A 23794-nucleotide genomic window follows, 5' to 3' on the forward strand; every position below is an offset into this window, starting at 1 on the left:
ACTAGTATTACCAATTCAAATGTTCATGAACGTTTGTTTTCTGTCGTCATTATAAAACGCACATTTTTCAGCGTCAATATGTATGTAAGGTATTTTTTTTGTTCATGTTAGCTATTCTTACATTTCAATAGAGATCTGCCCTTATTCATCACAAAGAACCCACAATCCCTGATTTTTCAGAGGTGGGCTCATGTAATGATTATTTCAGTTATTAGTTCTGCGGAAAATTAACTTCTACCTGCGAATACTTCAGCAGCTGCCTTCTCAGTATTAAATGTTCTACCCATGATAGGAGCTAATTTCTCAATGTCTTTCAATAGTGCTGCAAACTGATCCGGGAACAGTGATTGCACACCATCACCTGTCATCGAATTGTCTGGATCTGTGTGCATTTCAATAATCATACCATCTGCACCAGCAGCTACGGATGCCTTAGCCATAGGTTCTACCAGCTCTCTGCGTCCCGTACCATGGCTTGGATCGGAAATCACAGGTAAATGACTCAGTTGTTGTAGAACTGGAATAGCGGCTAAGTCTAGTGTGTTACGAGTGTATGATTCAAATGTACGAATGCCTCGTTCGCAAAGCATAACATCAGGGTTCCCGCCAGCAAGAATATACTCCGCTGCATTCAGTAATTCATCATAAGTCGCACTGAAACCTCTCTTTAGTAGCACGGGTCTACCGCATGTTCCGAGCTTCCGAAGCAAATCAAAGTTTTGCATATTCCGAGTTCCAATTTGCAAAATGTCAGCATATTCAGCACAGACATCAACATATTCCGGTGTCATGACCTCAGTAATCGTTAATAAACCATGTTTCTTCCCTGCTTCTGCCATCATAATTAAACCTTCGACACCTACACCTTGGAAACTATATGGCCCCGTGCGTGGCTTGAATGCCCCACCACGAAGAACTTGTCCTCCAGCTGCCTTAACTAATCGCGCTATTTCATCAATCTGCTCAGCCGATTCTACAGCACAAGGACCGCCCATAATGACGATTTCCTCTCCACCAATCTTTACATCCTTTATGTTAATAACGGTGTTCTCCGGATGGAAATCACGGCTAGCCAATTTATAAGATTTAGAAATCTTAACCACATTATCCACACCGTTCATTTGACGAAGATGCTCTGCAAGCTTTGGTGTTACTGAACCAATTAAACCAACAACAGTACGATCCGCACCTCTAGATACATGTACTTGTAACCCTTCCTGTTCAATGACCTTCACAATTTCTTGAACTTGCTCATCTGATGTAGCATTAGACATAATTACGATCATTTTTATTCCGTCCTTTCGAATGTGAGTTATATAATAGAATTACTTCTTCACTTAAACGCTTGTTCGCTTTTATGCTTTTAATCACTAAAGTAAATATAACGCATAAGGCCATTCTCCGTCAAGCCCCATTCCTCCATGAGCATACTATAACAAAGAAAAGACAGACTCGTATTATCAATCTAAGTCTGCCTTCTCATTTCTATGAATAGTATTGTAATTATGATGTAGAAGTACTACTTTTCACCTTCACGGATGGAAGAAGCTTCTTCATATTCACAGTCCGCTTAATCTCCCATGTATCTGGATTCGCTGCATCATACTGCTCAAGATACGCAATGACTTCCTTCGTAATAGGTGTTGGAGTAGATGCGCCTGAGGTTACGGCGACTCTGCTGATCCCTTGTAGCCAAGCCTGATCTATTTCGGTTACATCACCTACACGGTAAGCCTTGACGTTAGCTATTTCTTCTGACACTTGCGCAAGTCGGTTGGAGTTATTACTCCGAGGATCTCCGACAACGATGACTAATTGCGCCTGTCCTGCTTGTTCAGCTACCGCTTCTTGTCTAACTTGAGTAGCCAGACAGATTTCATTATGAACTTCTGCTGTAGGGAATTTTACTAACAATTGCTTCATGATATGCTTAATATCCCATTGGCTCATCGTCGTCTGATTGGTAATCACGATTCGTGTTGTATTAAGAACAAGATCATGGATTTCCTCTTCCTTCTCAATGAGATGAACATGCCCAGGAGCAACACCAAGGGCACCCTCTGGTTCCGGATGATCCTTCTTACCAATATAAATAACCTCGTACCCGTCACTAACCTTTTCTTCTATAAGGACATGCGTCTTCGTCACATCAGGACAAGTTGCATCTACAGTCGTTAATCCTTTGTCACGAGCAATCTTACGTACCTCTGGTGATACGCCATGAGCGGTAAAGATAATGGTTCCTTTGTCTACTTGGTCCAGAATATCCAACCGATTAGAACCATCCAACGTAATAATGCCATCATCTTCAAACGAATTGGTTACATGAGCATTATGCACGATCATACCCAGTATATATATAGGCCGAGGAAGATCTAAATTCTGAGCCGCTTGGCGTGCTAACACCATCGCATCTACGACTCCATAACAGTATCCCCGAGGAGAAATTTTAAGAACCTCCACAAGTCTCACCCTCTTTTCTTTAACTTGCTTTCCCTACTATTATAGCCTATTCAAGGGGAGCATGAAAGATCGTTGGTAACCAGATGATGAATGTCGTTCCTTCACCAAGGCGTGTAACGACTTCCACTGATCCACCCATCTCATCTATAATCCATTTAGCGATAGATAAACCTAATCCTATTCCTTCCGTGACACCTCTGGATTGATCTGCACGATAGAACCGTTCGAATATGAGCGGCACATCATTCTTATCCATCCCAATCCCTGTATCAGATACACGAATTCCGACTTGATCCTGATAACGGAACGCATCTAAAAGCACATGACCTTCAGGCGTATATTTGAATGCATTCTCAATAAAAATGAACAACATTTGCTGTAAGTAATCCTTATTTCCATAGACATACAAACCATTCAGGGTAGATAAATCACCGGTTATCCATTCAACAGCATGGGGTAAAAATTGAGCGCGACGCGCTACTTCTTCAACCAAAACCTCGAGTGGTATAGGCTCCTTATCAAAGGTATGCCCTGTATCTGCCCTTGCTAGTGAGAGCATATCACTCACAAGCCGACTCATTCGTTTGGCTTCATCCGCTATATCCCCAACCGCTTCAATTGACATTTGCTTTAATGCCTCTTCATCTAGATTAGAACGATCTTCGGGTTCCTTACTCCACATTCTCTGCAACAGATCCACATTGCCACGAATCGTAGTAAGCGGTGTTCTCAATTCGTGTGAAGCGTCCGATACAAAACGTCTCTGAGCTGCATAAGAGTCTTCTAATTCTTTGTAGAATCCATCCATTCGTTCCAGCATATTGTTGACAGTTCCAATCAACTGGCCAATTTCGTCTTCTGGACCCTCATACTCGATACGAACGCTAAGATCGGCACCCTTCTGAATCTGATTGGCCGCTTCTATCACTTTGCCGATCGGTCGCATAGATTTGCGAGCAAGAAACAACCCTAAAGTTGTTGCAAAAATAATCATAATCATAGAACCAAGAAACAATATATTCTGTAGTCGAGTAAGCAGAGCCTTTTCAGGTCCAGTAAATGATGCTACTTGAAGAAGTCCAACCATTTGTCCCTTCATAGGTCCTTCCAGCGCGATAATTGCCTGTTGGTATAACATAAAGGGATAACCGTCAATCTGGATATGACTCAATTCACCTTTTAGCTCTTCGCCTTTTGCCATAGGAATAGGTAATTGCATACCCACCCGCTTTAAAATATCATTCGATATAATGTCACCATTGGTATAGTTATATACTTGAATAAATGTTAGAGAATCCTGAAAATCAATTGGAGATTTAAACAAGAAATCATAGGTCCCATCATTTAAACTTAAAATCGTTGTTGGCTTAGTTTTTTTAATTTGCTGATTAATTCTTTTCTCAACTTCAGAATACGAATTATAGTATATTACGCCATAAATAAAGAAGCCAAATACAATAAGCGTAACGGCTAGAATTCCTGTATACCAAGCGGTCAACCGCAGTCGTATGGACATACTTAGTTGTCACCTCTTAGAATGTATCCAGCTCCCCGGATCGTTTGAATAAGCCGAGTCCTTCCATTCTCCTCCATCTTCTGACGAAGCATGGCGATATATACTTCAAGTACGTTCGATTCACCACTATAGTCATATCCCCATATTTTATCCATAATTAAATCTCGAGATAACACACGCTTCGGATTCTGCATGAACAAATTCAGAAGTTCAAATTCCTTAGCTGTCAGTTCTACTCTTTCCCCTGAACGCAACACTTCTCTTGCATCCATATCTAGAATGATATCTGCGTAGGTCAACTTATTGTCTCCAGCTTCATTCTGTTCAGGCTTGCGTCTTAGCAAGGCTCTTACACGGGCTAACATTTCCTCTAGCGCAAATGGCTTAACCAAATAATCATCCGCTCCGAGATCTAATCCCTTCACTCTATGCTCCACTTCGTCCTTCGCTGTAAGCATCAGTATGGGTAACTTGCTACCCCCTTCTCGCATCCGACGACACACTTCAAAGCCATCTACCTTCGGCATCATGACATCCAGTACAACGAGATCAGGTTCTCCTTCAAGGATAATATTAAGTCCCTCTGCCCCATTACTTGCTGTAACAACATCATAACCCTCAAAAGCAAGTCCTCTGCGAAGCATGGATATAATTTTCTCATCATCATCAATAATTAATATAGTCGAACGCATAAATCTAGCCCCTTTAATAACAACTATTTATAAACATTGTTAAGTTTATTCCTATCTCTATTCTAAGATATGATACAGCAATAGCGAAAGGAGAGACACCCTTCCGCTATTGCTATTACAAATTCAAGCTATCACCCTGTTATTATTGTTTTTTAGTTGTCGTTGTATCGAAATCATTTTTATTTCCAATAGTAACAGAAAGATCAATTTCTTTTCCATCCCGAACAATATTTAGAGTAATCTTCGCTCCCACTTCTTTCGTCTGAATGAACTCGATGAGATCCTGACTCGTAGGATACTTCGTATCATTGATCCCTACGATGATATCATACGGACGAACATCTGCAACGTAGGCAGGTGATTTAAAAATAACATCAGAAACGAAGGAACCTTCTTTCACCGTTGACCCCATTTGGTTAGCAACTTCATCTGTCATTGTCATTAAAGTAGCACCAATGAAGGGTACAGGTGTTTTAGGGATCTCTTGATTGCTCTCAAGCTTATCTACAACTTGTGAAATCACACTTGTAGGAATCGCAAATCCAATACCTTGTGCATCTGCGCTTACAGCGACATTAATCCCTATAACTTGACCACTAAGGTTCAGCAATGGTCCACCCGAGTTACCTGGATTAATCGATGCATCCGTTTGAAGTAAATGTTCATATTTACGAGTTCCACTACCGTCTTCTTCATTTATATCAATACTACGCTCCATTGCACTTAGTACACCCGCAGTAACCGTATGATCAAAGCCTTGTGGATTACCAATAGCTACAACCGGCTCACCCACTTTAGCACTATTAGAGTCTCCCAAAGGAACGATTGGGAAATCAGTACCTTCAATCTTCAGAACAGCTAAATCCAGTTCCTTACTTGATCCTAACAGCTTAGCTTCATAAGGTTTTTTATTGTTCTCAAGTGTCACTTGGATCACATCTGCTCCATCAATAACATGTTGATTCGTTAGAATGTAGCCCTCTTTATCGTAGATAAAGCCAGAACCTATACCATGAGGGACTAATTGATCCGCAGTGCCACTGTCAGACGGTGTAGAGGAATCTTCACTATTTCCTCTCCCACCACTACCAAATTGATCTCCGAAGAAATAAGAGAATGGATCAGTAGAATTAGGATTTATCTGTTGTCCTCTTCTGTTACTAGATTTAACTAACGTTGCAATCTTAACAACTGCAGGGCTCGCTTCTTGAACTACTGTGGATACATCGGTTGGCTTCGATAGCGGAAGCGATGTATTGACAGCTGTCGAAGGAGCTACATCTGCCATAGCTTGCTGACTTGGAGGAGTCGATGATGACAACTCATTTCCAGTAAACATATTCGTGTAATCTGCTGTAAACATCAGACCACTAATGACAACCATACCTGCTAGAAAAGAAATCGCGATGCTCTTGAATGAGCTCTTTGGACGTTTACTATATTGCCAATTTCCATTACCGCCGGAACCGTTATTTCCCATACCATTGCCCCCTTTATTCATTTCTCCATCTTGCTCACCACTTGATGCTCGAAATGAATTCACTATGGGCAGAGGTCTCACTGGCTGTGGTGTAGTAATTTCTACATCGTCATCGTACCTACGCGGGTATGAATCTGCTCCGTTATTTGTCCCATTGTCTTTGCCAATGGACTGAAAAGGCCCATAAGAATAATAATATGAAGAACCCGATTCAGAAGATTCCTGGCGTTTGTTCATTTCCCGTTCCAACTCTTCGTCCGAATGTTCGGATCTGTTATTGTTATTACGATCATCCATATATAATACCTCCCATACCCTAACCTCGCTTTGTGGAGGAGGGATATTATTTAACTGTTCTTATCATGTACTATAAACCTTAATGGCACATTAAAAACAATTTAAAGGTAGATAAAACATATGAAATAATTTAAATATGTATCGTACTAAGCCCACCCTTTACGATGGGCAAATATAGCAAGCTGAGTTCGATCATCAAGTTCACATTTCATCAGTAAGTTACTTACGTGTGTTTTAACCGTTTTGATACTTATATGCAATTCCTCTGCAATATCCTTATTATTCTTCCCTTCAGCAATTAATAATAATACTTCCTTCTCTCGTTCCGTTAGACTTGAAGAATCGGTCTGTACCATACGTTGCCTTATTCCACGTGTTAACGCTTGGGAGATATCACCTGTCATGACTGGCATCCCTCTATTTGCACTCTTTAAAGCATAAATCAATTCATCTGCTGACACTGTTTTTAGCACATAACTCACAGCACCTGCATCAATAGCATCTACCACAAGATCATCTTCAAGAAAACTAGTTAAAATCACGATCTTAATATTCGGATGCTCCGCTAGAACTGCTCGTGTCGTCTCCACGCCATTCATGATCGGCATCATCATATCCATTAATATTAAATCTGGAGGGCCTTTAGGGATTCCAGTCCGTAGCATCTCGATCACTTCCTGACCGTTGCTCGCTTCTCCAATCACCTCAAAGGTTGGCTCAAGCATTAAATACGTTTTGAGACCCATTCGGACCATGTCATGATCATCCACAATCAGCACTTTAATCCTATTCTCCATCTACTCCTCCACCTCATTTGATTGGTTATCTTGTTTACTATCACTTTGGCTAAACTTCGGAATATGTACGCGGATTGTAGTTCCTGCACCCTTCTTACTTATAATCTCCACTTGCCCGCCAAGCTTCTCAGCTCGTTCACGCATCGTTAATAAACCATAAGATCCCTGCTTATGTGATTTTCCATCAAAACCCTGTCCATCATCACTAATGCTAAGCACAACCTGATGGGTACCCTCTCGTAGTGACATACTAACCAATACCGCATGTGCATGCTTCACAATGTTCGCCATCGCTTCCTGTATAATGAGAAAGAGTTGATGCTCAATCGCCTCTGACATATCCCCCTGTAGCTCAAGTTCATTCACGCCCTTAAGCCCATTCTGACGACAATAATCAGGGAACCACTTCTCAATAGCTTGAGACAGGCTTTTCCCTTCCAATTCGACTGGACGAAGCTGGGCGATCAGGGCGCGCATTTGCTTTTGGGCCATATGTGACATCTCAATTAATTGCTCTAACACCATTTTGCCTTGCTCTTCATTCTTAACCAGCACTTTAGGTAATGCCGAAGCAGACATATGAATCGCAAAAAGTTGCTGACTCACCGTATCATGTAAATCACGAGCCATACGGCGCCGTTCTTCTAGCACAGCATTCTCTGATGCCTTTTCCTTCTCCATCACTTCCTGCTCACCTAATCGCTGAAGTAACTTCATTTTCTTCTCCACGGTTTCCATCATCATATTGAACTCATGATATACGCGAGCAAAAGATTGGTCCTCCACCACCGGCATCCGAACCGACAAATTACCTTTGGCTACCTGTAGCATATTAAGATCCAGCAAATCTATGCCTCGCTGAATTCGCTGTCCCGCTATATAACCAATCACTACTATGAAAACAACGATACCAAGCGAGTAATATAACCACATCCGATTATCCTTAATCTCAATGTATCCCATGTAGTCGCCCATATAGATGACCCCTGCCATGACTACGCCACTTAGTAAGAAATAGAACAACAGTACCCATTTTGTACTCTTAAATATAGTCACCATCTATTTATCCTACCTTGGTCACTTTAATATCACCAATAAATGCACTCACATTAATGATCACTTTCTTCTGTGCTTCTCTAAAATATGGGGTGGACGATTGTATCGAGCTTATGAATCCGCTACGCGATTCAGATAAAACAGACATATCTCCAATAAAAGAGCTAGAGTTTACCTTTACTCCTAGATCCATATCATCAGGTACATACACTTTGATGTCACCGATAAACGCAGAGATATTAATTTTTGTCTTACCATATGGAATTTGAGCATTTGTAAGATCAATGACTGTATCCCCAATAAATTGTGATACATTCGTTGGTTTGAGTTCGAAATAATCCCGACCCATATGCACATCTCCGATAAAAGTAGACTTATTCACTTTCTCGCGGGAATCAAATCCCTTAGTATCTTCATAACGACTATAACGCCGATGCTCTTCTGCCTCGCTTTCACGACGATGGCGATCCTTAGCTTCTTGTGCTTGTTCCTTCTTCTCGTCCGCAAAAGATATACCGAACTTCTCTTCAAACTGTTGATCGAGTGTCGATTCAGTTGGTGTTTCAGGCAGCTCTGATGGATTCGGTGGGAAGACGTCAGGCTTGATAGGATGCTCCATGTGTTTACTACGCTTTACCCGACGTGGTTTCAATATCACATAAACACCACATATGATTAAAACAGCAGGAATTAGCGACCTAAAAAAATCACCCGGTGATACCCCAATCCAGCCTAATGCACGTGATTGGAAATATCCCCCCACGGCAATCATGATAAATCCCCCAAGAAATGAACCCTTTTCATCATGTGAAGTCACAAGATTCTTGAATCCCATATATACTAAAATAAGCGGCCAATAAGTTGAGATAATGCTCCCAATACTTATGTTGACTATATTCATCTGTTGAAGCAAAAATATTGTACCGATACCGATCAAAACTACTCCGCCAAATATGCGATCTAACCATCCTCTTTTCATCACCATATCCCCTTATCCTTTTCGTTATCTAAATTGTACATCAGATTCATGCTTTACAATAGCGGCGGAGGAATGATCATGTTCTCGGTCTAGAGGCTGAGACAAATGTTAAATTATTACATTGAATTCATGTAACTTTTATACATAAAGAAAGAGGGTATCCCCTAACCAATTACTTGGCTTTGGAGATACCCTCTTTCTAACAAGCTCTGTGAAACTTTATTTAAGAATTAGATTTTTCATTCGGAGTTTTGTAGTTTTCTTGCACTTTGTTTGGTTTCTGGATTTTTGGAGTTGCAGCACCATTATCTTCAGCAAACTCTGCATTGAACTTTTCATCTGGAGTTTTGTAATTTTCTTGCACTTTCTGCTTGCTTTGGTTCTGGTTTTGATTTTGATTGTTAGCCATGAGATCCACCTCCTCTTAAACTGGATATACTGACATACATAAATGGGGCTTATGAAGTTACCCCAGTCCATAGTATGTGGAATTCCCAGTTTATTATGCAGGAGGCGACAAAACATTTATGAATGTTACATTTTATATAGCTTCTTCCAGTACAAATGCTGGCAACGATTTATAGTTTTGAATAGCATCACCTAGTGTTGCTAACATTTTTTCCGTACATTTTCCATTTCCACGCTTAATAATAAGCACATCCACATCTTTCTTGCCCCACTCCTTATAGACCTGCTTAACGGAATTGAAATACAGATCTATCTTTCTCCCCTTAATGGCAGAACCTGTATCTGCAACAATGCCATATCCATATCCCGGGATATATAGAATACTCCCTAGAGGAAACACTTTAGGATCGGCTGCAATCGTGGATACGGTATTTTTGTCGCGCTTCACTTTTACACCTGAGTAGGTGATTCCATATTGAGGATGACTTGGCCTTTTGCCAGTAGACTCATATCCGGGGCTGTACCCTGTCGCTGACACTTTAACGACATCAATAACTTGCTCTGCTCGTGGAGCTGACACCGCTATGGATGGTAATTGTCTCTTAGGTGTTGGCTTTGCTATCGGCTTCTTCGTACCGTTCGTATATATGCTAGCAAATGAGTAATCATTATTGATCTTCTGCATATATGAATCCTCATGAACTCCTTTAATCATCGCAAATGCGTGTGACTTACTTTCCCCTGCAAGCATACCTAGCAATCCAACACATAACAAAATCCTCTGCCATGTTTTTACCTGATTCATAAGTAAATCTCCCCCTTACTAGGGAGGTTACCCTTAATTACAGGTTTATATACATGACAGAGGATTTATTAAACATTATTAAAGGCCCAGAACCAATATTTCTACCGCTATAAGCGGTATTCAATCAAGAAATCTGAGGGCAACAGCGATCGTAACAATAATCCGTCATCGTAGCGGTCTTCCTTCACGACTTTTTCAAGCACTAGTTTTAGTATTGATTCTTAATAAGCACGATAATTAAACAATATGGTTTGAAATTTCTTCTTTTAGAATGGCGATCATCTCAGAAAGTGGTTTAGCTCCGATATCACCTTCGCCTCGCTTACGTACCGATACAGATTGATCATTCATCTCATTCTCACCGATAACGAACATGTAAGGGACCTTCTCAAGCTGTCCTTCACGAATCTTATAACCCAGTTTTTCATTACGAAGATCGGCTTCTACAGAAATACCCGCAAGCTTCAGCTTATCTACCACTTCGTTGGCATAACCTTCAAAAGCTCCTGATACAGGTATAACCTTAACCTGAACTGGAGACAACCATAGCGGCAAGGCTCCCGCAAAGTTCTCAAGCAAGAACGCAGTCATCCGTTCCATTGTTCCTAGAATACCTCGATGGATTACGACAGGACGATGCTTCTGTCCATCATCACCGATATACTCTAGCTCAAAGCGTTCAGGAAGCAAGAAATCAAGCTGTCCAGTTGATAACGTCTCTTCCTTACCAAGTGCAGTCTTCACTTGTACATCTAACTTAGGACCATAGAAAGCAGCTTCTCCTACAGCTTCAAAGAATGGAAGACCCACTTCTTCGACAACTTCACGCAGCATACGCTGAGACATCTCCCACATCTCATCATTAGGGAAGTACTTCTCCGTATCCTCTGGATCACGATAAGACAAGCGGAAGCGATATTCCTTAATACCAAAGTCTTCATATACTTTAGAGATCAATTCAATAACACGCTTAAACTCTTCTTTAATCTGATCTGGTCTACAGAATATATGTGCATCATTCAGTGTCATTGCCCGTACACGGTGTAATCCTGTGAGCGCTCCAGACATTTCATAACGATGTTGCATACCAAGCTCTGCAATACGGATCGGAAGATCACGATAGCTACGCATGTCACTCTTATACACCATCATGTGATGCGGACAGTTCATAGGACGGAGTACCAGTTCCTCGTTATCGAGTACCATTTTCGGGAACATGTCGTCTTGATAGTGCTCCCAGTGACCAGAAGTCTTGTACAACTCAACATTACCCAAAACCGGTGTATATACATGATCGTAACCTAAGCTTTCTTCCAAATCTACAATATAACGTTCCAGTGTACGGCGCAGCTTAGCCCCTTTTGGAAGCCAAAGAGGAAGCCCTTGACCCACAAGTGGTGAGAAAGTAAAAATCTCTAATTCTTTACCTAGTTTACGGTGATCACGTTTCTTAGCTTCTTCTAGAAAGTGCAAATGCTCCTCTAACTGAGCTTTTTTAACAAAAGCTGTTCCGTAAATCCGTTGCAACATTTTATTCTTACTGTCCCCGCGCCAGTAGGCACCAGCTACATTCATAAGTTTAAAAATCTTGATCTTGCTTGTGGATGGTACGTGAGGTCCCCGGCATAAATCGAAAAACTCACCTTGTTCATACATCGAAATAATGCTATCTTCAGGCAAATTATTAATGAGCTCCAGCTTGTATGGATCACCAAGTTCACCGAATATTTGTAGAGCCTCTTCACGACTGATCTCTTTACGAGTAATCGGTAAGTTCTCATTAATAATCCGTTCCATTTCCTTCTCAATCTTCTGCAAGTCCTCCGGGTTAAGAGCATGCTCTAGATCCATATCATAATAGAATCCGTCTTCAATAACGGGTCCAATACCTAAATGAACTTCCTTATTACCAAACAATCGTTTCACCGCTTGGGCCATCAAATGTGCTGTACTGTGACGCATAACCTCTAAGCCCTCGGCAGAATCCAAAGTCACGATTTCAATGAGCGCTCCCTCTTCTAGGGTTGTGGATAAGTCCACTACTTGCCCATTTAACTTACCTGCTACAGCACTCTTCTTAAGCCCACTACTAATCGATGCTGCAACATCTTCAATACTACTACCCTCTGCATACTCTCGAACCGAACCGTCTGGTAATTTGATATTAACTGCCACGTCAATTCCTCCTTCATATTCTATAAAAAGACAACAAAAAAAACACTCATCCCAGTAAGGGACGAGTGTTATACCCGTGGTTCCACCCTAATTCAACAGTTGATATACACTCATTAAAGCTATGTATATTCAAGTCCTTCATCAGCATTATATAACGGAATGACCCGGCAATTCTTACTGTTCAACCAATATTCTCGGCAGAGTTTCATAATCGCAGCTACAAAGGGGTAAACCATAGCTGGTAACCGAAGGGAATTTCAGCCTCTGTTCCCTCTCTCTAAACGGTCCTTGTCTAAATGGCTCATGTCTTTGTCATAGCTTTTGGTGAATTCATCAATCATTATAATTCTGCCTTCACGAATCGTCAAGTTATATCTTCTCTTTTTCTTTGAAGAAAGCTTGGCATTCTGGACAAGACCGACAAATCTCAACTCTTTTATCAAAAATTTGGATGATGGTATTTATCGCTGGCATGTGAGGTTCGCGCGTGTGGATAATCACTTTAGCAGGGCAAACAGAAATGAGTGTGCTTACAACCACATCTTCCATTTCCATATCCTTCTGATCTAATCTTTCCACAATTACGCCATCTTCTGGCTTTTTCTCTAGTGGATTCATGACTTCGTCAAACAATAACAACTCCTGCCCACTCTTATGGATCACATGTACTACAGGAATCTGTGGCTCTTGGAAATATACAAAGTACTTCAGTAAACTTACAAATTCCTCGTACTGTCGATCGACTAAGAATTCATCCACCGCATATTCCACAATTTCTCTTAGTTCGGAGGCGTATTCCCTTTGTCTGAACATAATAAATCCATCCAGATTAAAGGTTGAATACTCCAACAGACATTTTTCTATTGGCTTAATCAGCTTTTTATGTCGACGTTTCCATGAATCATTGGGTGATTCTTCCCCTTTGGCCAATAACGATAAACAATGTTCTACGACGCGTTCGAGTTCCTCCTTACCAGAGAAATCAAATTCTTTATCGAGAAGCCCCTCCACTATTTGTTTTTCCTTAATTTCTAATATGATTTCAGCGACTGCTTCCGCCACCGAATGAAATAAGGAGGATTTCTCATCTCCCATGGATACTTTCTGTTCACTCCCCGTGCATTTCCATACTGATATTCCATCTTGGGTAGCGTGACTCAACTTCAACGATCTGAATTTTTTATGTAGTTCCTTATTTTTCTTTGTAACGATACGGTAGAATGAATCCTCTTCTTGTGAGGAACCTGTCTTAACAGTTATTCTGAACCATTCCATGGAGATCACTCCTTTCGTTATCCTTGTTAAGTATATGGTCTCTGAACAAGGGATATACGGAAGGGGTTAATGGAAAACAAGCTAAGATTTCTCAGGTAGTACTTCTTGCTACGTTTGAAGGGTTCGTTATCGGATTTGTAGCGCTGTCAGCCGATCATAGATAACCTTTATCCCCTTTACTCACATTCCTTCTGTTTCATTTCTTTTCAAAAAATGACGTAAAAAATCCCCGCTCTCAATGAAGAAAGCGGGGTTAAAATATAAAGATTAGTTCTGCATCACGAAATCACGATCAGCATGAGTGCCTTCTTCGAATACTTTTAATATATCGTATCTTGTATTGCGTTGTGCTGGAATTTTACCTGCTTCACGGATCAAGGTAAGAATGGATTCAATGTTCACTTTATGAACAGCTCCCGCTGAAGAAACCACGTTCTCTTCCATCATGGTACTACCGAAATCGTTACAGCCATAGCTCAGAGACAATTTACCTATTTCAGGACCCATCGTTACCCATGAAGACTGTAAGTGTGGCACATTATCAAGTATGATTCGTCCCATTGCTACAGTCTTTAGGTAGGCTTCAGGGGTTTCACGTTCACGGACAAGATTCGTATTATCGGGCTGGAAAGTAAATGGAATGAATGCCAAAAAGCCTTTAGAGTTATACTTATTACTAATACACTCATCTTGGGCTTGACGAATTCGCAGCATGTGCAAAGCTCGTTCTTCCATCGTCTCACCGAATCCAATAACCATCGTTGCACTTGTATTCATGCCTTGTCTGTGTGCAATTTGCATAATATCCATCCACTCACGCCAAGTTCCCTTAAGACGGCTAATCTTCGAACGGATGCGATCATCCAGAATTTCAGCTCCGCCCCCAGGAAGAGAATCTAGTCCAGCTTCATGAAGCAGACGAACGACCTCTTCCAACGACAGACCTCCTGAAACTTCCTGCATCTTAGTAATTTCGGCAGGTGAGAAGGAATGCATCGTAACATTAGGGAAACGTTGCTTAATCGCCTTAAGAAGATCTGTATAATAGCTGAATGGAAGATCTGGATTGGTTCCACCCTGCATTAGAATTTCTGTACCCCCAACATCTTCGGTTTCTTTGATTTTCTGAAAAATCACTTCATCCGGTAATACATATCCTTCAGGTGAACCCGGCTTACGATAAAATGCACAAAAGCGGCAATATGTATCACATATATTGGTATAGTTCACATTACGACCTATAACAAAAGTTGTGATCGGATCCGGATGTTTCCGTTTCATGAGAATATCCGCTGTGTGCCCTAACTTCTCAATCTCATCGCTTTCAAACAATCTAACACTATCTTCCAGTTCAAGGCGTTCGCCTTTTAGTACTCTATCTAGGATACGGTCTACCGTACTCATCGACTGGTAACCTCCCTTAATAAATTTATAGATATTTAGACATGATATCATATGGTGACTTTTCCATATTAACATATTGTGTAGGATAGAAAAACTTAAATCATAAACAATAAACCTCTTCCCAAAATTCAAGAAAAGAAAAAAGGGACTATCTTAAGTCCTGTGTCAGTATAGACACCCACTTTGGACAGCCCTTCTTCCTTATCCTCGTAAAGCTTGGTCAAGATCCTGGATTAAATCCTCAATATGCTCAAGTCCAACCGAGAATCGAAGTAATCCATCAGTAATCCCACGTGCAGCTCGAACTTCAATTGGCATAGCCGCATGAGACATCATGGCTGGGTAAGACAATATACTCTCAACAGCACCTAAACTTACTGCAACTAAAGGTATTTTAACACTGTTTAACACTTGTTTAGCCCGCTCACCAGAGCCCACGTCGAAGGAGACCACTGCCCCATAACCTGTAGACTGCTTCTCATGATTCTCACGCCCTGGATGATTGGTTAAACCAGGATAGTATACGTTCACGATATCACTACGCTCATCTAGCCAAGTTGCTAGCTTCATGGCACTAATCTCACTATGATTCATCCTCGCTTCTAACGTTTTCATTCCACGAATAAGTAGCCAAGAGTCTTGAGGTCCAAGAACCGTACCTAGTCCATTCTGTAATTGCTTCAATTCATTTCCTAGCGAAGCTGTGCGAGCTACGGCTAAACCTGCAAGAACGTCACTGTGACCCCCAAGAAATTTGGTAGCACTATGTAACACAATATCCACACCTTGCTCTATTGGACGCTGAAATAGCGGTGTCATGAACGTATTATCTAGCAGAGTAATGAGCTCATGCTCCTTAGCCCAATTCGTAACCGCAGCAACATCCGTAATTTTCAAGGTAGGATTAGAAGGAGTCTCCATATATACCGCTTTTGTATTAGGTCTCAACGCTGCCTTAACGTTCTCTAGATCTGTCATATCAACAAAGGTAGTCTCAATACCGAGTCTACTTAAAATACTCGTTAATAAGCGGTATGTCCCCCCATAAACGTCTTCCGTCACGATCATGTGGTCTCCCGATGAGAACATCATAAATGTGCTAGAAATCGCCGCCATTCCGGAAGAGTATGCGAATCCTCGTTCCCCACCTTCCAACAAGGCAATATAATCTTCCAATGCTTGACGCGTTGGATTCCCTGAACGACTATAATCATGCTGTGGTGGGTTAAAAATATCTTCATGATGAAACGTTGATGCCTGATATATCGGTACACTCGAAGCTCCAGTAGTACGATCAAATTCTGACCCGAAATGGAGTAATTTCGTTGCAAAGTTCAACTCGTTACGGGACGGATCTTTGGGTTCACTCATCGCTGTTCTCCTCCTTCGATTTCTTGACGAGCTGCATCAAGAGCCCCACCAAGATCTGCAATCAAATCATCCACGTGCTCAATCCCAACCGAAAAGCGAAGAAGACGGTCATCTACGCCAATAGCTTCACGAATCTCAAGTGGAATGTCTGCATGAGTCTGCACAGCTGGATAGGTCATTAAGGATTCTACGCCACCTAAGCTTTCTGCAAAAGCAATCAGACGAATATGTCTTAATAGCGGTTCTACATAGCGGGCATCCTTCACTTTGAATGAGAATATTCCTGTGTTCCCACTACATTGCTTTTTCTGAATATCGTGACCTGGATGATCAGGTAGAACAGGATGGAACACCTCAGCAACAGCTGAGTGAGTGAGCAAATATTGAGCCATTTGGATGGCATTACTTTCATGACGTTCCATCCGAAGTGCTAAAGTCTTCATTCCACGCATTAATTGGTATGCATCCGTTGGACCAAGAACAGCCCCGATGGAATTGTGTAAGAAGAACATTTCTTCAGATAACTCTTGTCCTTTAGTAATAATTAGACCGGCTAGGACATCGTTATGGCCACCCAAATATTTGGTAGCACTGTGAACGATAATATCAGCTCCTAATTCAATTGGACGTTGAAAGAACGGCGTCATCAGCGTGTTATCCACAATGGTAAGTAACTTATGTCGTTGTGCCCATGTACAGACAGCTTCAATATCCGTAATCATCATTAATGGATTCGTCGGCGTCTCTATAAAAACAGCTTTCGTATTAGGGCGTCTGGCGGTCTCCAGAGCATCTAGATCATTCGTATCTACATATGAAGCACTTACGCCGAATTTAGAAAGAATTCGTTCTAATAGACGGTATGTCCCTCCATACAAGTCCAGAGATACAATCAAATGATCCCCCTGTCCAAATAGTGCAAAAACGGTCTGCAATGCAGCCATTCCTGAGCTACATGCGAACCCTGCATCCCCTGATTCTAGTTCAGCAGCGGCATCTTCTAATACTTTACGTGTTGGATTCTTCGTACGAGAATAATCAAATCCTGTGCTCTTCCCAAGTCCAGGATGACGGAATGCAGTAGCTTGATAGATCGGAAAATTAACAGCTCCTGTCACAGGTTCTTCAATTGAACCCATTTGCGCCAATCTACTCTCAATTTGTAATGATTTCTTCTCCATACCATATCCCCCTTATTATCCGTCACTATATTTGTGGCCACACTTCAGCAGTCTCGCCTATATCAAAAGGTGTTTCTTGGTATACATAGTAATTGAGCCAGTTTGCGAATAATAAATTAGCATGCGCTCTCCATACAGCAGGCGGAGTACGATTAGGATCATTGTTAGGATAATAATGTTGTGGAAGTGCCATAGTCATGCCTTTCGCAATGTCCCGTTCATACTCCCATTTCAACGTGAAAGGATCATACTCAGCATGACCGGTAACAAAGATTTGTTTACCATCCTTTGTAGCTACTAAATATATTCCAGCCTCTTCAGACTCAGATAAAATCTCTAATTCATCGATCCCTTCGATATCCTCCCGGCGAACCTCTGTATGACGGGAATGAGGAACATGAAATAATTCATCAAATCCTCTCAACAGTTTCACATTAGGCAAGGCCACTGTATGTGAGAATACGCCAAATATTTTCTCGTCCATATCCCACTTAGGAACGCCGAAATGATGATACAGTCCAGCTTGAGAAGCCCAACAAATGTGGAGAGTTGAAGTAACATGCGTCTTACTCCATTCAAATATTTCTTGTAGCTCACCCCAATAATTAACTTCCTCGAAATCCATTTGCTCGACAGGAGCCCCCGTAATAATCAAACCATCGAATCGACTGTATTTCACTTCATCGAATGTTTTGTAGAAGGTTCTCAAATACTCCTTAGAAGTATTCTTAGACGTATGGGAACTCGGATGAAGTAGCACAATATCTACTTGAAGGGGTGAGTTTCCAAGCAGACGAAGAATTTGAGCTTCTGTTGTTTCTTTCGTAGGCATTAAGTTAAGAATAGCAATACGTAGTGGGCGTATGTCTTGATGATAAGCAAGGCTCTCATCCATGACAAAAATATTTTCCCCCATAAGAATTTCTTTAGCAGGTAAAGCGTCTGGAATCTTGATTGGCATTATGATTACACTCCTTTGGCTGAAGCTGGCGATAACCATATCTGAGGAAAGCCATTTATAAACAAAAATGACCCTTATCCAAATTTAGGAGAAAGGTCATAATTGCTTAATATATGCGCCTCTCTCATCTCTCAGCAAATGAAGCCACCATGGGCATCATTTCCTGCAAGAATTAGCACCGTGCGTCGTTAAACGCCGGTTGCCGGGTTTCATCGGGCCTGTCCCTCCACCTGCTCTTGATAAGATTTCGCTGTATTCATTTATTTTAATATTTAATAAATTAAATTACATTTAACATGTAATTATGACTAACTTTAAATCATCTATCCTGCTTCGTCAAGAACCGAAATTCATTTTCATTTTCCCCACTCACATTTGCCTTACGGATGCATAGTCTATAGACTAGAAATAGATGATTATAATTCTTCTTGTAAGGTCGATGACCCGGCGTTATACTATACAAGTATTGAAACTCGGTAATGAAAGAGGTGACATGGAAGATGGATGGCGACCCCAGGCCTGAGCTGTTTCAACTTGCAGTACAACCGCATACAATGAGAATAAGCTTATCGGTAGTGGGCAATATTCATTTCCATGTGAAGAGTATGTAGCTTATACTTTCTCTTTAAAATCTCCCCCTGATAAAGCATTCTCTTTCGTATGCGCGTAATTGGCGCTTCCCCACGCAACCTTTGGGGATGAAGGAGTGATACTAGATGAAGATACGTTTGGTAAATGAGGGTGTGTTCACCCCAATTGACAACATTGAACTTACATTAACCCCACCTACAGAAGGATTCTACTGGATTGATGCTGACGCACAAGACCTCATAGAGCTACAACCCTTATTCTCACTACATGACTTAGCAGTAGAAGATTGCCTACATGAAGATGAACAACGTCCTAAAATTGAAATATATGAGAGCCATTACTTCATAGTCATCAATAGCATTCGATTCGATGATGAGGAAATATTCTTACGCGCACTTAGCGTATTCTTGGGTAGACATTATATTATTACGATCACGAATCAGAAAATTAATGAACTTCGCACATTAAAACCCATACTTTGGGAACAAGAAGTTAGCGAACCCGATCGATTCCTATATCTACTCATCGACTTAGTTGTAGACAACTATTTCTCCGTTGGTGACCGAATTGAAGCCAAGATTGAGAAATTAGAAGAAGATATCCTGATGCGCACCAAGAAAACTCATCTGATTGAAATTATTGGGCTCCGAAGTGAAATATTATGGCTGAAGAAATCACTCGTGCCACAAAAAGAAGTAATTAATATCCTTAACAAGAAAGATCTCCGACTAATCGACGATCAGTTGCAAAAATATTTTAGTGACATTTATGAAAACACAGTAAAAATATCCGAAACTTTTGAAACGTATCGCGATCTCATGGGTAACTTACGTGAAGCATATCAGTCCAGTATTGACAATCGTGCCAACGAAATCATGAGAGTTCTAACAGCAATTACCATCATATTCATGCCCCTAACACTTATCACTGGTATCTTTGGTATGAACTTCGTCCATATGCCTGAGCTAGAATGGAAATACGGTTATTATGTGGTCCTTGGCTTTATGGTGGCTTTAGGTTTCGGGATGTTCTATATGTTCCGCAAAAAAGATTGGATCTAAATAGTACAACAGATGGACGAAGAAATGCTCTAAATGCAGAAATTTCTTCGTCCTTTTGTTTATGCTAGCTTACGTTTCTCCTAGAGTCCAACATTCTACGAAAGCGGATGCGGATCATCCGTATACGTTCATATAGCAGTTCAGTACTTCCAATCTTTACAGATTCCTTATCCGTCCCATAAACACGTTGCAGTACAGGCTTCAAGAATGTATCCCCTAACTCCTCAAAAGCTGACCATACAGCCACTTGTTCCTCATGATTCATACCCTGTAACTCAATCTCTATCAAGGTCTCTGTACTATACCCCGCCTTCTCTAGCTCCTCCAAAGCTTCAATTAACTCTTTACGTTTCACATTGCATTCTTGTCTTAATTGATCCAAATTCTTCTTCTCTGAAATACCTTGTAGTAGTTTATGATGCATTCTATATTTATCAAGCTCATCTTTATACTTCTGCTCCTTCTGCTTAAATACCCATGCTGTATACACTTCTTCACTTAATGAGGTGTATACCCAATCCAACGGAAACCGATGACGCCGTTCAACGAGAGAAGTAATCTCCAATATATCTGTTCCGTACTCTTCTACTTTATTCACTCCAACTCCAGGTAGTTGTAACAACTCCTCCACGTTATGTGGTATGAAAGTACTAATAAGTCGAAGGACTTTGTTGCTTGCAATGAAATAGGGTGCTTTATGTTCAGTTCCTGCCCTCTTGCGTCTCCATGAACTTAATTGTACATATAGTTCCTCACGTAAATGGAGCTCACTGTAACAATATAACTTCTGCACTGTACTCCCTTTGCCTCGTAGTTCCTCATCTTCATGGAATACACCTTCAATTAAGGGCCTATACCCCTCCACTAACTTCATTGCCAGACCATGTCGATAAATGCACAACATTTCATTCCACGATATCCCTTCATACCATATGCTATCATTTGTTTCATCACCTATAAGTAAATCTCTCCAACCTAGATGCCATATTCCTTCCTCTTCTCCAATCCATACCTGTGCTGCTAATACTTCATCGCTTCCCAATTCCTTCACCAGACGATTCATAAATACGATTTGCATGACACACGCCTCCCTTGTTTCAGTACAACACAAAAAAAGCACCCCTCTTACATAAAAGTAAGAGAGGTGCTTCCTCATTATTTCACTGCTATACTGTTAAACCAATAATAACATAAACTATCCTATCGTCAATCATCTTATACAAAATGGGTGAAATTATGACAACGCCATCTTGGCTAATGCCAATGCACCACAAAGACCTGCATTATCACCCAGTTGTGGCGAGACAATATACTGTTCAATATCGTCATTTAGAGCTGAATGTTGAACATAACCATTCAACAGATTTTTAAGTTCCTTATGAATAAGTGGGAACAACTGTGGCTGCTTCATAACGCCACCACCCATTATAATCTTCTCAGGTGATACAATCAATATGTAATTCATTATGGCTTGGGCTAAGTAATAAGCCTCCATTTGCCATGCAGGATGATCAGCACTTAGTTCAACGGCTGGGACACCCCAACGCTTACTAATGGCCGGACCTGCTGCAAGCCCTTCCAAACAATCTCCATGATAAGGACAGAATCCCTCGTAGGAATCTTCTGGATGACGACGTACTAATATATGACCCATCTCAGGATGAGATAAACCGTGTATTAGCTCTCCATTAACAACTATACCCGCTCCAATGCCAGTACCTACAGTAATATAAAGACAACTGTCTTTTCCCTGTCCAGCACCCCATAGATGTTCACCCAGAGCAGCTCCATTCACATCCGTATCAAAGCCAATAGGAACGTTAAATTGTGAACTCAGATGTCCTACAATATCGTACTGACTCCAATGCGGCTTAGGTGTTGTAGTTATATAACCGTAAGTAGCACTTCCCTTCACAGGGTCGATCGGACCGAATGATCCCACTCCGATAGCTTGTACTCCTTTACCTTCAAAAAAAGAGTCCACCTTTGCCATCGTCTCAGCGGGTGTTGTTGTCGGGAAACTTACCCGTTCCTCAACCTTTCCATCTTCCGTTCCTATTCCACATACAAATTTAGTGCCTCCAGCTTCAATAGCTCCCAGTAAATTCATTCTAAATACCTCCTATATGCTTTAGATACCTGGTGAATTACATCAACAATTCATTTATTTCTATTTATTCAGGCTATTTCCGAAAACTAACGTATTACTTAGCAATCTACCCGCTTTGGTTATAGTTCTTCCATTACCATACATTGCAGAGGAAGCCCCACCGTCCAGATTCATAGCCTGTTTGACACCCATCTTACTCATAATTTCAGCCCATTGTTTCATAGTGGCTCCAGATACAGTTGCAATCATGACTGAGCCATCTGCTTTAACGGCAATACCGCTACGCGCAGCAGAACTACTCAAAATTTTCTGATCCTGAAATCCTTCTCCAGCAGGCGATAAAGAAACCTTACCATCCTTCACGAGGCGTGGTCCCGCTCCAACAGCGGTAACAACATCTTCCCATGGGATAGACTTTCCATTAGGATCTTTATAAGCAACATTCATCTCTACCGTTGCTCCAATCTCGAAACGATCTGCCATTGACTTTTGTGTGCCACTATACACAATAACATAACCTTTTGGAGGAATAGCCACATTATTATTAGACATTATATCTTTCACCTTACCATCCACAATCACAACAGCAATCCCACCCTTAAAGCCTACACGTGCTCCACGATCTTGGGTAAATAATATACTGTTACTTGCGTTGACCGCAGGGGTACGATTGACAAAGGTTGCATACCAGCTCTGAGAACGCCCTTTTGTTCCTGTAACCTTCCCTGTAATACTGATATACAAGTTATCCATTAGCACTGAACCATCGGTTTTGAAGCCGATGGTCGTGCCGTAACGTCCAATATGTGCGACCCTACCATCCACGATCAAATTACCATAAGAATCTGTTGGGCCACCATAAGCTTCGAAGAAAGCCCCATTAATAGCAGCCTGAGCTCCATATGCTTTTACAATAGCGTTGAAATTCTGTGTTGCTCCGACTTGGCCTTTGGCAAGCCCTAAGGTAACAGGCGTACCTTTAGGAATCGTCACTGTCTGAACTGTGAAGGTTCGACCGCTAACGGTTACCTTCTTTGTTTCACTTTTAACTGTGGCTTTAGAAGCGGCATAAGAAGTATCCACACTACCAGACAGTAACCAAGATCCTATAAATAGCATGGCTAACATACCTATGCTTATATTCTTTCTGTTGAGTTTCCCCCAAGACATCT

The 23794-nt window shown here is 41.2% G+C and carries 20 protein-coding genes and 1 riboswitch; of the genes, 1 reads left to right on the top strand and 19 read right to left on the bottom strand.

What is annotated here, in order from left to right; translation table 11 throughout:
* Positions 1-227 precede the first annotated feature (227 nt).
* The 16 genes from aroF to metA form a co-directional block, all read right to left on the bottom strand.
* Positions 228-1286 (bottom strand): 3-deoxy-7-phosphoheptulonate synthase, encoded by a 1059-nt coding sequence (gene aroF / locus UB51_RS15515; RefSeq protein WP_044878080.1) that lies wholly within the window; start codon positions 1284-1286, stop codon positions 228-230.
* A gap of 217 nt (positions 1287-1503) precedes the next feature.
* The gene (locus UB51_RS15520; RefSeq protein WP_044878081.1) at positions 1504-2463 is read right to left on the bottom strand and encodes a 4-hydroxy-3-methylbut-2-enyl diphosphate reductase; all 960 of its coding nucleotides are present in this window, start codon (positions 2461-2463) and stop codon (positions 1504-1506) included.
* A 46-nt stretch (positions 2464-2509) separates the two neighbouring features.
* Complete coding sequence (locus tag UB51_RS15525) at positions 2510-3979, bottom strand: sensor histidine kinase (RefSeq protein WP_044878082.1); 1470 nt, start codon at positions 3977-3979, stop codon at positions 2510-2512.
* Between the two features lie 2 nt (positions 3980-3981).
* A complete protein-coding gene (locus UB51_RS15530; RefSeq protein ID WP_044878083.1) occupies positions 3982-4671 on the bottom strand; it encodes a response regulator transcription factor in 690 nt (229 codons plus the stop codon).
* Between the two features lie 142 nt (positions 4672-4813).
* A complete protein-coding gene (locus UB51_RS15535; RefSeq protein WP_044878084.1) occupies positions 4814-6448 on the bottom strand; it encodes a S1C family serine protease in 1635 nt (544 codons plus the stop codon).
* Between the two features lie 146 nt (positions 6449-6594).
* A complete protein-coding gene (locus UB51_RS15540) occupies positions 6595-7245 on the bottom strand; it encodes a response regulator (protein ID WP_044878085.1) in 651 nt (216 codons plus the stop codon).
* On the bottom strand, positions 7246-8304 hold the full coding sequence (locus UB51_RS15545) for a sensor histidine kinase (RefSeq protein ID WP_044878086.1): 1059 nt from the start codon (positions 8302-8304) through the stop codon (positions 7246-7248).
* Between the two features lie 4 nt (positions 8305-8308).
* Complete coding sequence (gene liaF / locus UB51_RS15550) at positions 8309-9280, bottom strand: cell wall-active antibiotics response protein LiaF (protein WP_052675961.1); 972 nt, start codon at positions 9278-9280, stop codon at positions 8309-8311.
* A gap of 223 nt (positions 9281-9503) precedes the next feature.
* Entirely contained in the window at positions 9504-9689 is a 186-nt protein-coding gene (locus UB51_RS15555; RefSeq protein ID WP_044878088.1) for a hypothetical protein, read from the bottom strand.
* A 132-nt stretch (positions 9690-9821) separates the two neighbouring features.
* Positions 9822-10493: a 3D domain-containing protein gene (locus tag UB51_RS29455; RefSeq protein WP_324607714.1), complete on the bottom strand. Its 672-nt coding sequence runs from the start codon at positions 10491-10493 to the stop codon at positions 9822-9824.
* Positions 10494-10730: 237 nt separating this feature from the next.
* Positions 10731-12668, bottom strand: coding sequence for a threonine--tRNA ligase (thrS, locus tag UB51_RS15565; RefSeq protein WP_044878089.1), 1938 nt, complete (start codon positions 12666-12668; stop codon positions 10731-10733).
* 369 nt (positions 12669-13037) lie between these two features.
* Positions 13038-13943 (bottom strand): putative sporulation protein YtxC, encoded by a 906-nt coding sequence (gene ytxC / locus UB51_RS15570; protein WP_044878090.1) that lies wholly within the window; start codon positions 13941-13943, stop codon positions 13038-13040.
* Between the two features lie 267 nt (positions 13944-14210).
* Positions 14211-15347, bottom strand: a complete 1137-nt coding sequence (gene mqnC, locus UB51_RS15575) for a cyclic dehypoxanthinyl futalosine synthase (RefSeq protein ID WP_044878091.1) — start codon at positions 15345-15347, stop codon at positions 14211-14213.
* A gap of 201 nt (positions 15348-15548) precedes the next feature.
* Complete coding sequence (locus UB51_RS15580) at positions 15549-16718, bottom strand: trans-sulfuration enzyme family protein (RefSeq protein WP_044878092.1); 1170 nt, start codon at positions 16716-16718, stop codon at positions 15549-15551.
* Entirely contained in the window at positions 16715-17899 is a 1185-nt protein-coding gene (locus UB51_RS15585; RefSeq protein WP_044878093.1) for an aminotransferase class I/II-fold pyridoxal phosphate-dependent enzyme, read from the bottom strand. The genes UB51_RS15580 and UB51_RS15585 overlap by 4 nt, the downstream gene beginning before the upstream one ends.
* Positions 17900-17924: 25 nt before the next feature.
* A complete protein-coding gene (gene metA, locus UB51_RS15590; protein WP_044878094.1) occupies positions 17925-18860 on the bottom strand; it encodes a homoserine O-acetyltransferase MetA in 936 nt (311 codons plus the stop codon).
* 121 nt (positions 18861-18981) lie between these two features.
* Positions 18982-19106, bottom strand: a riboswitch (SAM riboswitch).
* Between the two features lie 470 nt (positions 19107-19576).
* Between metA and corA the strand changes: the two genes are divergently transcribed.
* The gene (gene corA, locus UB51_RS15595; protein ID WP_044878095.1) at positions 19577-20512 is read left to right on the top strand and encodes a magnesium/cobalt transporter CorA; all 936 of its coding nucleotides are present in this window, start codon (positions 19577-19579) and stop codon (positions 20510-20512) included.
* Between the two features lie 64 nt (positions 20513-20576).
* Here corA and UB51_RS15600 read toward each other — a convergent pair whose 3' ends face one another.
* The 3 genes from UB51_RS15600 to UB51_RS15610 all read right to left on the bottom strand — a co-directional run bounded on the left by UB51_RS15600 (position 20577) and on the right by UB51_RS15610 (position 23792).
* Positions 20577-21590: an HRDC domain-containing protein gene (locus UB51_RS15600; protein WP_044878096.1), complete on the bottom strand. Its 1014-nt coding sequence runs from the start codon at positions 21588-21590 to the stop codon at positions 20577-20579.
* Between the two features lie 156 nt (positions 21591-21746).
* A complete protein-coding gene (locus UB51_RS15605; protein WP_044878097.1) occupies positions 21747-22622 on the bottom strand; it encodes an ROK family protein in 876 nt (291 codons plus the stop codon).
* Positions 22623-22682: 60 nt separating this feature from the next.
* Positions 22683-23792 carry a phosphodiester glycosidase family protein gene (locus UB51_RS15610; protein WP_052676123.1) on the bottom strand — a complete coding sequence of 370 codons (1110 nt, stop codon included), beginning with the start codon at positions 23790-23792 and terminating at the stop codon, positions 22683-22685.
* Positions 23793-23794 lie beyond the last annotated feature (2 nt).

This window comes from Paenibacillus sp. IHBB 10380, from assembly GCF_000949425.1.
Classification (GTDB): Bacteria; Bacillota; Bacilli; order Paenibacillales; family Paenibacillaceae; genus Paenibacillus_AQ.

Bases quoted from the DNA above. Each gene is read 5' to 3' on its own strand.
- liaF (WP_052675961.1), bottom strand. From the start codon at position 9,280: ATGAAAAGAGGATGGTTAGATCGCATATTTGGCGGAGTAGTTTTGATC.
- aroF (WP_044878080.1), bottom strand. From the start codon at position 1,286: ATGATCGTAATTATGTCTAATGCTACATCAGATGAGCAAGTTCAAGAA.
- UB51_RS15540 (WP_044878085.1), bottom strand. From the start codon at position 7,245: ATGGAGAATAGGATTAAAGTGCTGATTGTGGATGATCATGACATGGTC.
- ytxC (WP_044878090.1), bottom strand. From the start codon at position 13,943: ATGGAATGGTTCAGAATAACTGTTAAGACAGGTTCCTCACAAGAAGAG.
- metA (WP_044878094.1), bottom strand. From the start codon at position 18,860: ATGCCAATCAAGATTCCAGACGCTTTACCTGCTAAAGAAATTCTTATG.
- UB51_RS15555 (WP_044878088.1), bottom strand. From the start codon at position 9,689: ATGGCTAACAATCAAAATCAAAACCAGAACCAAAGCAAGCAGAAAGTG.
- UB51_RS15530 (WP_044878083.1), bottom strand. From the start codon at position 4,671: ATGCGTTCGACTATATTAATTATTGATGATGATGAGAAAATTATATCC.
- mqnC (WP_044878091.1), bottom strand. From the start codon at position 15,347: ATGAGTACGGTAGACCGTATCCTAGATAGAGTACTAAAAGGCGAACGC.
- UB51_RS15545 (WP_044878086.1), bottom strand. From the start codon at position 8,304: ATGGTGACTATATTTAAGAGTACAAAATGGGTACTGTTGTTCTATTTC.
- UB51_RS15605 (WP_044878097.1), bottom strand. From the start codon at position 22,622: ATGAATTTACTGGGAGCTATTGAAGCTGGAGGCACTAAATTTGTATGT.
- corA (WP_044878095.1), top strand. From the start codon at position 19,577: ATGAAGATACGTTTGGTAAATGAGGGTGTGTTCACCCCAATTGACAAC.
- UB51_RS15585 (WP_044878093.1), bottom strand. From the start codon at position 17,899: ATGGAGAAGAAATCATTACAAATTGAGAGTAGATTGGCGCAAATGGGT.
- UB51_RS15610 (WP_052676123.1), bottom strand. From the start codon at position 23,792: ATGTCTTGGGGGAAACTCAACAGAAAGAATATAAGCATAGGTATGTTA.
- UB51_RS15600 (WP_044878096.1), bottom strand. From the start codon at position 21,590: ATGCAAATCGTATTTATGAATCGTCTGGTGAAGGAATTGGGAAGCGAT.
- UB51_RS15535 (WP_044878084.1), bottom strand. From the start codon at position 6,448: ATGGATGATCGTAATAACAATAACAGATCCGAACATTCGGACGAAGAG.
- UB51_RS15580 (WP_044878092.1), bottom strand. From the start codon at position 16,718: ATGAGTGAACCCAAAGATCCGTCCCGTAACGAGTTGAACTTTGCAACG.
- UB51_RS15525 (WP_044878082.1), bottom strand. From the start codon at position 3,979: ATGTCCATACGACTGCGGTTGACCGCTTGGTATACAGGAATTCTAGCC.
- UB51_RS29455 (WP_324607714.1), bottom strand. From the start codon at position 10,493: ATGAATCAGGTAAAAACATGGCAGAGGATTTTGTTATGTGTTGGATTG.